At 34.2% G+C, this 14,076-nt stretch carries 13 protein-coding genes; 9 read left to right on the top strand and 4 right to left on the bottom strand.

Going from position 1 to position 14,076, the window contains the following annotated elements; translation table 11 throughout:
* Positions 1 to 25: 25 nt before the first annotated feature.
* The 8 genes from IRZ78_RS12770 (at position 26) to IRZ78_RS12735 (ending at position 9,560) form a co-directional block, all read left to right on the top strand.
* Entirely contained in the window at positions 26 to 1,393 is a 1,368-nt protein-coding gene (locus IRZ78_RS12770; RefSeq protein WP_228520462.1) for a GDSL-type esterase/lipase family protein, read from the top strand.
* A 1-nt stretch (position 1,394) separates the two neighbouring features.
* The gene (locus IRZ78_RS12765; protein WP_194616904.1) at positions 1,395 to 3,080 is read left to right on the top strand and encodes an MBOAT family protein; all 1,686 of its coding nucleotides are present in this window, start codon (positions 1,395 to 1,397) and stop codon (positions 3,078 to 3,080) included.
* A gap of 292 nt (positions 3,081 to 3,372) precedes the next feature.
* Positions 3,373 to 4,725 (top strand): signal recognition particle protein, encoded by a 1,353-nt coding sequence (ffh, locus tag IRZ78_RS12760; protein ID WP_083694162.1) that lies wholly within the window; start codon positions 3,373 to 3,375, stop codon positions 4,723 to 4,725.
* Between the two features lie 115 nt (positions 4,726 to 4,840).
* Positions 4,841 to 5,725 carry a tetrahydrofolate dehydrogenase/cyclohydrolase catalytic domain-containing protein gene (locus IRZ78_RS12755; RefSeq protein ID WP_194616903.1) on the top strand — a complete coding sequence of 295 codons (885 nt, stop codon included), beginning with the start codon at positions 4,841 to 4,843 and terminating at the stop codon, positions 5,723 to 5,725.
* A gap of 336 nt (positions 5,726 to 6,061) precedes the next feature.
* Entirely contained in the window at positions 6,062 to 6,676 is a 615-nt protein-coding gene (locus IRZ78_RS12750) for a hypothetical protein (protein WP_194616902.1), read from the top strand.
* A gap of 9 nt (positions 6,677 to 6,685) precedes the next feature.
* On the top strand, positions 6,686 to 6,976 hold the full coding sequence (locus IRZ78_RS12745; protein WP_194616901.1) for a transcriptional regulator: 291 nt from the start codon (positions 6,686 to 6,688) through the stop codon (positions 6,974 to 6,976).
* Between the two features lie 59 nt (positions 6,977 to 7,035).
* A complete protein-coding gene (locus IRZ78_RS12740) occupies positions 7,036 to 8,424 on the top strand; it encodes a DUF4173 domain-containing protein (RefSeq protein ID WP_194616900.1) in 1,389 nt (462 codons plus the stop codon).
* A 185-nt stretch (positions 8,425 to 8,609) separates the two neighbouring features.
* On the top strand, positions 8,610 to 9,560 hold the full coding sequence (locus tag IRZ78_RS12735; protein ID WP_228520461.1) for a magnesium transporter CorA family protein: 951 nt from the start codon (positions 8,610 to 8,612) through the stop codon (positions 9,558 to 9,560).
* A gap of 78 nt (positions 9,561 to 9,638) precedes the next feature.
* On the opposite strand, the gene rluF is transcribed toward IRZ78_RS12735, so the two are convergent.
* Together rluF and IRZ78_RS12725 are read right to left on the bottom strand one after the other, a co-directional pair.
* A complete protein-coding gene (rluF, locus tag IRZ78_RS12730) occupies positions 9,639 to 10,490 on the bottom strand; it encodes a 23S rRNA pseudouridine(2604) synthase RluF (protein WP_194616899.1) in 852 nt (283 codons plus the stop codon).
* 253 nt (positions 10,491 to 10,743) lie between these two features.
* On the bottom strand, positions 10,744 to 11,088 hold the full coding sequence (locus IRZ78_RS12725; protein ID WP_194616898.1) for an antibiotic biosynthesis monooxygenase: 345 nt from the start codon (positions 11,086 to 11,088) through the stop codon (positions 10,744 to 10,746).
* A gap of 208 nt (positions 11,089 to 11,296) precedes the next feature.
* Between IRZ78_RS12725 and IRZ78_RS12720 the strand changes: the two genes are divergently transcribed.
* Complete coding sequence (locus tag IRZ78_RS12720) at positions 11,297 to 11,977, top strand: winged helix-turn-helix domain-containing protein (RefSeq protein WP_194616897.1); 681 nt, start codon at positions 11,297 to 11,299, stop codon at positions 11,975 to 11,977.
* 272 nt (positions 11,978 to 12,249) lie between these two features.
* On the opposite strand, the gene IRZ78_RS12715 is transcribed toward IRZ78_RS12720, so the two are convergent.
* On the bottom strand, positions 12,250 to 13,110 hold the full coding sequence (locus IRZ78_RS12715) for an alpha/beta hydrolase (RefSeq protein WP_194616896.1): 861 nt from the start codon (positions 13,108 to 13,110) through the stop codon (positions 12,250 to 12,252).
* Positions 13,111 to 13,293: 183 nt separating this feature from the next.
* Entirely contained in the window at positions 13,294 to 14,073 is a 780-nt protein-coding gene (locus tag IRZ78_RS12710; RefSeq protein ID WP_194616895.1) for a C4-type zinc ribbon domain-containing protein, read from the bottom strand.
* Positions 14,074 to 14,076: the final 3 nt, after the last annotated feature.

Genomic DNA, 14,076 nt, shown 5'->3' with positions numbered 1-14,076 from the left:
CCTTTTTTTCGCAACAAACGATAAAATGCAAAAGCCAGATCCAATACCAATAACAAAAAACATGATTCATAAAGTCGATACAGCAACAGTTGATTCTTTTTCAGAGGATGGAATCTATAATGCAAAAGTCTTAAAGCGTTTTTTTGAGAAATTAAAAGAAAACGAGGATCATAATAATCAAAAAATAAGTATTGTACATATTGGCGATTCTCATATTCAGAGTGATTTAATGACCAATGAAATCAGGCTTAATCTTCAGCGAAAGTTTGGTAATGCCGGCAGAGGATTGGTTTTTCCTTATCAACTGGCAAAAACAAATGGTTCTTATAACGAGCGTTTTTATTCGAACAGAGCATTGGAAAGTTATCGAAATATTCATCCTTTTAAAAATGTTCCTGTTGGTTTAAGCGGGATAGCATTATGGAGAGATAATGGTGGTTTTGCAATCGAATTGCATATCAAAGAGGCAAATTTTAAGTTTAATACTATTCATATCATTACGCCCAAAAATGAAAATATGTTTGATTTGGCTACATCATCCCAAACCAAAACAATTCAGTCAACAGAGCGAAAAGTAATTACTCATAAAATTAAAAAAGGCGAAGCGATCTCGACAATTGCTGATAAGTATAAGATCTCGATTGCTGAAATTAAACGAGAGAATCATCTGAAGTCAAATAACATCCGTGCGGGCAGAACGCTGAGGATTTTAACAAATGAAACAAAGCCTAAAAATATTACCAGTTCAGCATTTGTTTCATTAGATCTCGAATCTGATTCTTTTTCTCATTCTTATCACTCGGATAAAGCATTGGATAAAATCTTTCTGATTCCGAATAAAAATGCTGATAAATACGCGCTTAACGGAATTGTTCTGGAAAAAGATGCGCCTGGAATCATGTACAGTGGTATTGGGGTAAACGGAGCAAAATTCTCAGATTATAATAAGTATTCATTATTTTTTGAACAACTAAAAGCTTTGCATCCTGATATGTTGGTTCTTTCCTTTGGAACAAATGAAAGTTATGATCACATGGAAGCTTCAGCTTATATTGAACAGATTCGTCTCTTTATTAAGAAAGTGAGAGAGCAGAATATAAATGTGCCGATAATTATTAGTACGCCAGCACCTTCTTTGCTTAAAGGAAGAAGAACTAATACTTACATATTCGATTATGCGAGAAGTATAATTCAAATGACCGAAACGGACAATGTAGCTGTTTGGGATTTATATGATGAATTTGGTGGAATGCATGGAATTCAGCAATTAAAATCTCAAGGATTAATAGGGCCCGATTGGGTTCATTATTCTAAAAAAGGATACGAAAAACAAGGAGACTTGTTTACAGAGGCGTTTTTAAAAGCATACGATAATTTTAAATTAAAAAAGTAAGTTGATTACAATAGATAACATAAATAATTGGTTTGTTCAAAATTTCGGTGCAGTTACTTTACAACAGGCTAAAAGTTGGTTCATATACAATCCCGAAGAAAAACTATTATTTAATACCGGTTTATTCTTAGGATTGTTTCTCGTGTTTTATTTTGTGTATGCTTTTTTACGCAAGACATTTTATTTGAGATTAACATACGTGATTCTTTTCTCGCTTTTCTTTTATTATAAGTCAAGCGGAATTTACTTTTTGCTCCTATTGCTTTCCTCGGTTGTAGATTATGGCTTGAGCCAAATTATCTATCGAGAAGCAAAAGACAGCAGAAAGAAAATTTATCTGGTTATAAGTGTAATCCTGAATTTAGGATTATTGGGGTATTTCAAATATATGAACTTCATGATTGTAACATTCAATGATATGTTTCATGGTAATTATAAGCTTCATGATATTTTTCTGCCAGTCGGAATTTCTTTCTATACGTTTCAGTCGATGAGTTATATTATCGAGATTTATCGTGAAGAAATCAAGCCAACAAAAAACTATATTGAGTATTTATTTTTCGTTTCGTTTTTCCCGCAGTTAGTTGCCGGACCAATTGTTAGAGCAAAAGATTTCTTGCCACAGATTTATCAAAAGCTAAATCTGACCAAGCAAGATGTAAACAATGCTTTGTTTTTAATTATTGGTGGGTTAATCAAGAAAACGGTAATCTCAAATTACATCTCAATAAACTTTGTGGACCGTGTTTTCGACACGCCAATGAATTATACATCGTTCGAAAATTTAATGGCATCTTACGGATACGCTATTCAAATTTATTGTGACTTTTCGGGATATTCAGATATGGCAATTGGTATTGCATTGTTGCTTGGATTCAAATTACCGGCCAACTTTAGAACGCCATACAAGTCAACTTCGATCACTGATTTCTGGAGAAGATGGCATATTTCATTATCCACCTGGTTAAAAGATTTCTTGTATATTTCTATAGGAGGAAACAGAGAAGGAACATTCGCCGGATTTTTATTCCCAAGTTTATTCTTCTTCGGATTATTGCTTTGGGGAATGTCAAATATAAACGAGAGCTTTATTCCGTTAGGTATAGCAATTGGAGCAATTGTATTATTCTCTCTGACATTTTTACTTTCCAAGAAAAAACATCAAACATTGGTAACCAATTTCAATTTGTTTACCACAATGCTTTTAGGAGGATTATGGCATGGAGCAGGAGCACAATTTATTGTTTGGGGAGCACTACACGGACTAGCATTGGCAGTGCATAAAATCTTCATGGAATTTTTTCCTTCCAAAAAAGAAGGCAAAGGTTCCAATTTTTTATGGACGTTTTTCTCTATTGTAATCACATTCCATTTTGTAGTTTTCTGTTGGATCTTTTTCCGCGCCAGAGATTTCGAAACAGCTTTGCAGGTCATCAACAATATTGGTCAGTTAACATTCGAACCAGAACATTGGCAAGCCATTATATTAGGATATAAAAATGTATTCGGATTAATGCTTTTTGGATATGTTTGGCATTTCCTACCAGAAGTGATCACATCAAAAATGAAATTTGTTTTCGATAAAACCCCTTTAATAGGAAAAGCAATTATCCTGGGCTTTGTTTACTGGATAGTGTACGCTACAGCCGTTGCAGGTTCGCAGCCATTTATCTACTTTCAGTTTTAAAAAAAAAGGTTCAAAGGGACAAAGTTACAAAGGCGCAAAGGTTTTTCTTTGCGCCTTTTATATTTAAAGCCATAAATTAAGTGGGTTTTGAAAATCAGCTAAAATCTTTTTTAATCTGCATGAAACAATAAAAACTTTGCGTCTTCGCGACTTTGCTAGCAAAAAAAACTCAACGTTCTTGGTGAAAAAAACTTTGTGTCTTAGCGCCTTAGTGGCAAAAAACTACATATAAATAAAAATTGCCTGAAATACCTAATTAGATTATCTTTGCACTTCAAATAAAGAAAAAATTATGTTTGATAATTTAAGTGATAAGTTAGATAAAGCCTTCCATATATTAAAAGGGCACGGTAAAATTACAGAAGTAAATGTTGCCGAAACCTTAAAAGAAGTTCGTCGTGCCTTACTTGATGCCGATGTTAACTTTAAAATTGCTAAAGATTTTACTGCCAAAGTAAAAGAAAAAGCAATAGGTCAGGACGTTTTAACAACACTTCAGCCAGGACAATTATTGGTGAAGTTAGTAAAAGACGAACTAACAGAATTAATGGGTGGCGATGTTGCTGGAATCAATCTTTCGGGAACACCAAGCGTTATTTTGATGTCAGGACTTCAGGGTTCTGGTAAAACGACTTTCTCTGGTAAACTTGCCAACTTTTTAAAAACTAAGAAAAACAAGAAACCACTTCTTGTAGCTTGTGATATCTACCGTCCTGCGGCGATCAACCAGTTACATGTTGTTGGGGATCAAATAGGTGTTGAGGTTTACTCAGAACCAGAAAACAAAAATCCTGTAGAGATTGCTCAAAACGCAATCAAACATGCAAAAGCAAACGGTTTTAATGTTGTTATTGTCGATACCGCTGGTCGTTTGGCAGTAGATCAGGAGATGATGGATGAAATTGCACGTGTTCACAAAGCAATTCAGCCACAGGAAACTTTGTTTGTTGTAGATGCAATGACAGGACAAGATGCTGTAAATACAGCAAAAGCCTTCAATGATATCCTGAACTTCGACGGAGTTATCTTAACCAAATTAGATGGAGATACCCGTGGTGGAGCTGCAATTTCGATTAAATCGGTTGTCAACAAGCCAATCAAATTTGTAGGTACAGGCGAGAAGATGGAAGCAATTGATGTTTTCTATCCGGATCGTATGGCCGAGCGTATCTTAGGTATGGGAGACGTTGTGTCACTTGTAGAAAGAGCGCAGGAACAATTTGACGAAGAAGAAGCCAGAAAACTTCAAAAGAAAATCGCTAAAAACGAATTCGGTTTTGACGATTTCTTAACGCAGATTCAACAAGTAAAGAAAATGGGTAATATGAAAGATCTGGTTGGAATGATTCCGGGAGCTTCAAAAGCCATGAAAGATGTAGAGATAGAAGATGATGCATTTAAACATATAGAAGCAATCATTCACTCGATGACGCCAATCGAAAGAAGCAAACCTGCCATAATCGACGTAAAAAGGAAAGCCAGAATCGCTAAAGGTTCCGGAACCAAAGTCGAGCAAGTAAATCAGTTAATGAAGCAATTCGACCAAATGAGCAAAATGATGAAGATGATGCAAGGTCCGGGCGGAAAAAACCTGATGAAAATGATGGGAGGCATGAAAGGAATGCCAGGCGGAATGCCGAGATAAAGAAAAATTTGTTTAAGGTTTAAAGTTTCAAGTTGCTTGGAATTTTAGACCTTAAATTTTTTAACTATATTAATAATAGAGAAGCAGTTAACTTCTCACTTTTAACTCAAAAGAAATGCAACTACTAGACGGTAAAAAAACAGCTGAAGACATTAAAAACGAAATTGCAGCCGAAGTTCAATCGATAAAAGATGCCGGAGGAAAAGTACCTCATTTGGCAGCCGTAATCGTTGGTACAAACGGGGCAAGTTTAACTTACGTAGGAAGTAAAGTAAAATCTTGCCAGCAAATTGGCTTCGATTCAACTTTAGTAAGTTTACCCGAAGATATTACCGAAGAAGCTTTACTGGCAAAAATCAAAGAACTTAACGGAGATGACGATCTTGATGGTTTCATCGTTCAGTTACCGTTACCAAAACATATCGACGAGCAAAAAATCTTATTGGCAATCGATCCGGATAAAGACGTTGATGGTTTTCACCCAACAAACTTCGGGAGAATGGCTTTAGAGATGGAAAGCTTTATTCCTGCAACGCCATTCGGTATAATGCAGTTACTAGAGCGTTACAACGTAGAAACTGCCGGAAAACATACCGTTGTTATTGGTAGAAGCCACATTGTAGGCCGACCAATGAGTATTTTAATGAGCCGTAAAGGAAATCCTGGAGATTCAACAGTAACTTTAACCCACAGCCGCACTAAAAATTTAGCCGAATTCACTAAAAATGCTGATATTATTATCACCGCTTTAGGAGTTCCTGAATTCTTAAAAGCAGACATGGTTAAAGACGGAGTTGTAATTATAGATGTTGGAATTACTCGTGTAGACGATGCATCAAACCCAAAAGGTTATGTAATCAAAGGCGACGTTGATTTTGATGAAGTAAGCAAAAAATCATCATTTATCACGCCAGTCCCTGGTGGAGTAGGACCAATGACAATTGCAATGCTGCTTAAAAATACCCTTTTAGCCAGAAAAATGAGAAGCGCGAAAAAGTAATTTTTCACATCAAATAATAAACAAAGCCTATTCAATCGAGTAGGCTTTGCTGTTTTATATACTTTGGGCCCGACCATATCCCTCACGCAACGTTGCGTGATGCGGCAGTCCCAGAGGGACGATATATTTATAGAAATATATGATTTATGTTTTGTAGAGCCCCATCGGGGTGACATATTAAAATATACAATATTTAATTTCCAGAATAAACTCCGCTAGGAGTTACCGGTTGTAGAGCGATTTAGGCGCATCGAAAAAAAATCACAACAAAAAAATCAATTTTCTATTTGCTAATTGAAAATAAAATATAACTTTGCAGTACAAAGTACTTTATTTATGAATCAGAAGCATCAAGAAGATTTAGCACACATTCGTTCCATGATGGAGCGCTCTTCAAGATTTATATCCCTAAGTGGACTCTCAGGAGTATTTGCGGGCCTATCGGCTTTAATTGGCGGATTGTACGTGTATCAGCTATTCAAAGTAAACGGGATAGAATATTTTACTGATCAACATATATTGTTGACTAGTAACTTAGTTTCAGAATTATTCTGGATTGGCGTTGCAATTTTAGTTTGTGCTTTTGCTTTTGGTATATTTTTTACAATCAGAAAAAGCAGAAAATACGATTTACCAATCTGGACATCGGCAACAAAAAATATGTTATTCAATTTAGCCGTTCCTCTTTTGGCCGGAGGTATATTTTGTCTGGCACTTTTATACCACGAAATTTATAGATTAGTAGCTCCGGCTACTTTAATTTTCTACGGCTTAGCACTTGTAAATGCAGAAAAATATACATTTTCTGATGTTAAGTACTTAGGATTCTGTGAATTATTTTTAGGATTTGTTTCTCTTTTTTATATCGGATATGGTTTAGTTTTTTGGATCATCGGTTTTGGTATTTTGCATATCTTTTACGGATTAATAATGTTCAAAAAATACAAATAAATCCAAGCAATGGGAATCATTGATAAACTAAATAAAGATTTTGAAAGCCGTGTCAGATTGGGTATTATGTCCATCCTGATGGTCAATGAATGGGTTGATTTTACCGAGATGAAGAGCCTTCTGAACATTACAGATGGTAATCTGGCTAGTCATTCCTCAGCGCTCGAAAAATCAGAATATATCGAAGTCAAAAAAGAGTTTGTGGGTAAAAAACCTAAAACCTCTTACCAGGTGACTCCCAGAGGACGTGCGGCTTTTAAGGAACACCTTTCTTACCTTGAAAAATTAATGAAATCGTAATAACTATATTTTTTTACCTAAATACTTTGAAACACAAAGTACTTTTAAAATTTAAAACAATGAAAAAACATCAAATCATTCTAGCTTGCAGTATACTATTTACACTGCTTTTTTACAACGAGTCAATAGGAGTAAACCTCGCTATTTTTGGACTATTCTTAACCGGTTCAATCTGTTATTTCTTTCAGGATCGCTTTACAGACAGATCACATTTAATCTTGGTTGTTACTTCGGTTTTATCTTGTCTGGCTTTTGCCTGGTACGGAGATTTTGTTTCTTTTTTGGCTTTGGCAATCTCCATTCTCTTTTTGCAGTTTAAAACCCAGGAATCAAAACTTAAAATCATACAGGTATTTCCATTGGTATTTTTAAATGCATTCGCGTCGATAGGTCGTATTTTTATGTTCAGCCAATGGCTTCCGGAAAGAAAAATTCATAACAACTTTGCCAAGAAGCTGATCGCTTATTTCGTTATTCCAACAATTTTTATAATAGTATTTTTTACAGCCTATTCTTTTGGAAGTACTCATTTCTCTTCTCTACTTACAGATTATACTTTAGATATCGATATTGTAGAAGTAATCTTAATTGGAATATTAGGGTTTTATATTTCATTCAGTTTCTGGAATTACTGGGTACCCGAAATTTGTTATGAAAAAAATGAATTATTAGACAATGATTTTAATAACATAGCCGAAATTAAAAACCAAAATACATTTTCGTTTTTAGATATTGACTTCGAGAGAAAAAGCGGTGAGATCACTTTACTGTTGCTAAATATTATGCTTTTAGTATTTATTGTAACCTACAATTACGAACAGTTTTTTGAAGTGATAGAAAAATCAAACCTGAGCGCAGATACACACGAAAGAGTCAATTCGGTAATTTTCTCGATTGTTATGGCTGTTGGTGTTATTATGTTCTATTTTAAAGGCGGATTCAATTTTGATAAACAAGCAGCTAATCTCAAAAAACTGGCTAAAATTTGGATTGTCTTAAACGGACTTTTAATAGTAAGTACCATTATTAAAAACTCAGAATACATTTCAGTTTTCGGATTAACTTATAAACGATTGGGAGTTTATGCTTTTTTGACTTTGGCTATCATAGGTTTAGTTTTTGTTTTTCTAAAAATAACAAAACAAAAAACAAACGCTTATCTGGCCAACCAAATGGTATGGTATTTTTACGGAACGGTTTTGTTGTGCAGTTTTGTAAATTGGGGAAATCTGATTACGACTTACAATATTGCAGTAAACAAATGTGTCGAACCACTATTTTTGAGCGGTTTGAATTTTAATGACGAAGCCCGAAGAGCGTATTTTTCAAAACTTCACTTAGATGGAAAATTAATTGAAATTAGAAAAGAAGAAGAGATTGATGAATATCAAAACAAGACATTTTTATCAAAGGCGTTGTACTATGAGTTTTTGAATAATAAAAAGTAATTTTTTCCTCAAACCACCTTTAGTAAAATACTCAAGGTGGTTTTTTAGTATTTAATTATACTTTTAAACTTTTGGGTTTTAAAAATAAAGGATACTTTTGCACCACTTAAAAAAAACTTCTCCAATGGACGATTATTATTCGTTAGTATTAAATTAAAATAGCTTTTGAATTATTTCAAAATGCTATGATAAAACCCTGCAATTTTGAAATGAAAGCCTTTTACAAAAACAACAACGGATTAACCGAGACAAAAGAATGGACTCCAAACTGCTGGATTAACATTGAGTCTCCTTCAGAAACAGAAAAAAAATACTTACTGGAAGAACTGCAAGTTCCTGAAGCCTTTTATAATGATATTGAAGATATCGACGAAAGACCTCGTATGGAATCTGAAGACGGCTGGACTTTGTTTATCATGCGTATCCCTGTAAAAAGTAATGATGTTAAACTGCCTTTTCAAACTATCCCGTTAGGATTAATTTTTAAAGAAGATATTTGTGTTACCATCGGTTTTTACGAAACCGAAATCATTTCTGATTTTGTACAATATACCAATCGAAAAAATATACACATAAGAGATAATTTTGATCTCGTTTTACGATTGTTATTATCCTCAAGTGTTTGGTACTTAAAATATCTGAAACAAATTAATCAAAAGATCAAACTGGCCGAAGATAATTTAGAGAAATCAATCAAGAACGAAGAATTACAAGCACTTTTGCAAATAGAAAAATGTCTGGTATTCTTTATTACTTCCTTAAAAGGAAATGATGTTTTGTTTCACCGAATTAAAAATCTAAAAGCCCAAAGAGAACATTTTGATCAGGATTTATTGGAAGATGTTGATATCGAATTAAGTCAGGCGCAAGACACTGCAAATATCTACAGCAATATCTTAACCGGAATGATGGATGCTTATGCTTCGGTGATTTCGAACAATATGAATAATATTATGAAGCAAATGACTTCAATTTCTATTATTTTAATGATCCCCACTTTAATTGCCAGTTTATACGGAATGAACGTGCCAAACGGTTTAGAAGAAAGTAAATACGGAATCTGGATATTACTTTTAGTATCGGTAATCTTATCTATTTTTGGTGTTTATCTATTCAAAAGAAGAAGATGGTTTTGATAAAATAAATTAGAAAAGCGTTATAAAAAAAAAGACCCTTCCGCAGCAACGAAAGGGTCTTTTTTTTATAAGATTAATTTAATAATCTCCTTTTTTCTTAAATCTGGGATCATCCTTTGATATAAAATCTGTTCGTCGCTTAGGAACATCATCTTTTGATAAAAAATCAGTTCGTCGTCTTGGAGCTTCAGGTTTTGGTAAACTTGCTTCTTCGGTTTTGCTTGACGGTTCAATTAAATGATTTAATTCTTTAATTTCATCATCAGTCAAATCACGATAACGGCCCACCGGAACATCAAGCGAAATATTGATAATTCTGATACGTTTAAGGGCCGTTACGTCATAACCCAGATATTCGGTCATTCTACGAATTTGGCGGTTTAAACCCTGCGTTAAAATGATTTTAAAAGTAAATTGACTAATCTGCTCTACTTTACATTTTTTGGTTACAGTATCCAGAATCGGGATACCATTTCCCATACGTTGTATAAAACGTTCTGTAATAGGTTTGTTTACCGTTACGGTATATTCTTTTTCGTGGTTGTTTCTGGCGCGTAAAATTTTGTTTACGATATCGCCGTCATTCGTCATAAAAATTAATCCTTCACTGGCTTTGTCCAATCGTCCAATTGGGAAAATGCGTTTTGGATAATTAATATAATCCACAATATTATTTCGAACTTCAAGATTCGTGGTGCATTCAATTCCAACCGGTTTGTTGAAAGCCAGGTAAACCAATTTTTCGTGTTTCTCAACAATCAGTTTTCCGTCAATACGCACTTCGTCATTTTGCGAAACTTTCGTTCCCATTTCAGGTACAACACCATTTATTGTTACGCGTCCTTCTTCAATAAGTTTATCAGCTTCACGGCGGGAACAATATCCTGTTTCACCAATAAATTTATTCAGACGTTTTAAATTCTCTTCCATACTGCAAAAGTAAGCAAAATTTGGACTTCTTAGAATTTTAGATTATTAGATCTTTGGATTGTTGGATTGTTGGATTGGTAGAATTTTAGATTTCACACAATCTTGTCATCCTGAGGGACAAAGGATCACATGAGTAATTCCGTAAAGAAAGTTGACAATCTTTGTCGAGTTTCTGGTGTGATCCTTTGTTCCTCAGGATGACAAACATGCGGTTACTTTATCTAAAAAAACCTTTGCCCCTTTGAACCTTATTTTAAGAATGAAACTCAGAACTATCCTCAGGCGTTTCTTTCCTCTCAAACATTCCGTAATCGCGAACAACTGTGGCAATTCTTAAATGGTAGTCTTTAAAAACTTCATTTCGGCCTTTTGCCTGTGCGTGACTTTGCATTTCGAGATTTCGCCATTGCTGGATGCTTTCTTCATCTTTCCAAAAAGATAAGGATAGAACTTTCTCAGGATCGCTAAAACTCTGAAAACGTTCTATCGAAATAAATCCGTCGATATAGTCTAATTCTGGTCGCAGACTTGCGGCGATGTTCAGATATTCTTCTTTTTTTCCTTCGTTAGGGATTACTTCAAAAATTACTGCTATCATATTTTGTTTTTTATTTTATCGCATCCAGATACTTTAGCTAATCTGGCATTAATCAAGGGTTCGTATTTTATATTATTTTCTAAAAGTGTAATCGTTTTATATTCATGAAATAAAAACCATAAAACTTCACTAGGTTGACGGAATAAAGCAAAGTTATTTAACTTTACAAAAGAATACTTCATTCTATATTTAACTATGGAAACCTAAAATGGAAGATCAATTTATAAAAGCGGCAGGATTAATTGGAAACGCCACGCGTGCAGCCATTATGTGGACATTGTTAGACGGAAGAGCTTTTACAGCCACAGAGCTTTCGATTGCTGTAAATACATCGCCGCAAAATATGAGTATGCATTTGGGTAAACTTCTTGAGGCAAATTTACTGACTGTCAAAAAACAAGGCCGACATAAATATTATAGATTTTCGAGTAAAGAAGTAGCCTACGTTGTTGAAGCTATGGCTAATCTTATCCCCAAGCCGGAGATTTCTTCAAAAAAGAAAACCGAAAATTATCCTCCCGTAAAATATTGCCGAACGTGTTATGATCATCTGGCGGGTAAAATAGGAGTGGCTTTAGCCGATAGTTTAGTAGAACAAAAAATAATAATCGAAAAGAATAGTACTTTCGAAATTAGTCCCGAAGGAGAAAAATGGTTTTCAGATTTTGGAATTAATTTAGAAGAAGCTCAAAAGCAAAAAAGAATATTCTTAAAACCTTGCCTTGACTGGAGCGAAAGACGATATCATATCGCAGGATCAGTAGGAACTTTGTTGTTGAATAAAATGCTGGAGAAAGACTGGATCAGAAAAACCAAAGATTCAAGGGCAATCATAATAACAGGAAAAGGCGAAAAAGAAATGTTGAAGTCTTTTAAAATAGTTGTTTAGATTTGCCACAAAGACACAAAGGCACTAAGTTTTATTTTCATTTTATGCTGAAAAAAGAAAAACTTAAAATAAAATAAATAGCGAATAATGATACGCAGATGACGCGGAGTTGCATTGCAAAAACGCAGATTTAAACGGATTTTTTTCTTTACAATCCTCTATTCTCAATCTTGTCATCCTGAGGAACGAAGAATCGCACTAGAAACTCCGCAGAGAATATACAATGCAATTAGAATGAAAAAAAAACTTTGATCCTTAGCGACTGAGCGGCATTAAGCCTTTTCTACAGAAAACAAAAACTCAATTACTTTCTCATACAATTCATCATCATGCATACCGTGGCCTAAACCTTCAGTTTCTATAAACTGACTATTCTTCCAGTTACTGGCAATTTTTCGACCTTCTTCAAAAGCAACAATCTTATCTGAAGTATCATGAGCGATAAAACCGGCAACATTAAATTGTGATGCGAATTTTTGTGCGGAGAAATCCCCAATTTTAAAATTGAAACGATTGATGAATTTAGTTTCAAGAAGTGAAAACATCTTAGTATTCAGACTCAACATGGCAATATAATTGTCGATCAATGTTTTTAAGTCCGATGGCGCTCCAAGAATCACCATTTTATTAATGCTCGTATTCGGGAATAAATATTGATGATAAACGCAAGCCGCACCACCAATTGAGTGACCAATAATAATGGTTGGTTGGTATTTCTCGACCGCTTTGTTTATAAATTCAGCATAAAGCGGAATATTAAATTCCTTACCGCTGCTTTGTCCGTGAGCAGGAGCATCAATAGCAATAATGGTACTTCCGGATTTCTGAAGATGTGGTAATGTTTTTTTCCAGCGCGAAGCATTACTTTCCCAACCGTGAACGAGAAGAATTTTGGTTTGATTCCCTTTCCATATATACGTCTGAAAATGATGTTCGTTATGATGAAACGTTTCGGTTTCTGTATTTTTTAATATTTTGGGTAAATCTTCTTTTTGTAATCGACCAACTCTGGGCTGGCTAAAAAGAGCATAAGAAAGTTCAACAGCTTTTTGTGGGCGAACATAGCTTAAGAAGTTGATATAAGACCCAACCGATTTTAATGTAATGAAACGAATTCCTTTTTTAATTCCCAAAACTTAATTTTTTTATAAAGGTAAAAAATAAGATTTTAAACTGGATAAAAATTGTTTTGCCACAGATTAAAAGGATTAACACAGATTGAATTACTCAGCTTTGAGATAAAATAATCCTTTATAATCTTTTTAATCTGTGGCAAAAAAAACAAAAAAAAAGTCCCGATAAAATCGGGACTCGTATTAGAATTTAGAGAACAATTGTTCCATTTTTTCTTTTTCTTCTTCAGCTAATGCGCTGTCAACTAAAATTCTTCCAGAGTGCTCATCAGTAATGATTTTCTTTCTAGAAGCAATTTCTACCTGCGTTTGAGGTGGAATTGTGAAGAATGATCCTGCAGAAGCTCCTCTTTCGATAGATACAACCGCTAAACCATTACGAACACTACTTCTAATTCTAGTGTAAGCAGCTAATAATCTTTCTTCGATCTGAGCAGAATACTCAGCTGATTTCTCAGACAAGAAGATTTCTTCTTTTTGAGTTTCAGCCATAATAGCATCAAGTTCAGATTTTTTATGTTTTAAATGAGAACTTTTAGCGTCAAGTTTTTCTTTTAAGTTCGAAGTAACTTCTTTTTTATGTTCGATAGAAGCTTTCATTTCTTTGATTTGCTTTTCAGCCAATTGAATTTCTAATTCCTGAAATTCAACCTCTTTAGTCAAAGAATTAAATTCTCTGTTATTACGAACTGATTCTTGTTGTTTTGTGTATTTTTTGATAACCTCTTTGTGCTCATCAATTGCATTTTTCTTTGCTTTGATAAGATCTTCAATAACCTCAAGTTCACTTTTCAGTTTCTCTGAACGCGTGCTTAAACCTGCAACTTCATCTTCTAGATCTTCCACCTCTAAAGGAAGTTCTCCTCTCACGTTTCTGATTTCGTCAATTCTAGAGTCAATAAGCTGTAAATCGTATATTGCTCTTAACTTGTCCTCAACACTTAATTCTTTCGTATTCGCCATATT

It is taken from the genome of Flavobacterium sp. CSZ (genome assembly GCF_015350725.1).
Lineage (GTDB): Bacteria > Bacteroidota > Bacteroidia > Flavobacteriales > Flavobacteriaceae > Flavobacterium.
The sequence above is the reverse complement of the archived record's forward strand: the minus strand, read 5'-3'. Positions and strand labels throughout refer to the sequence as shown.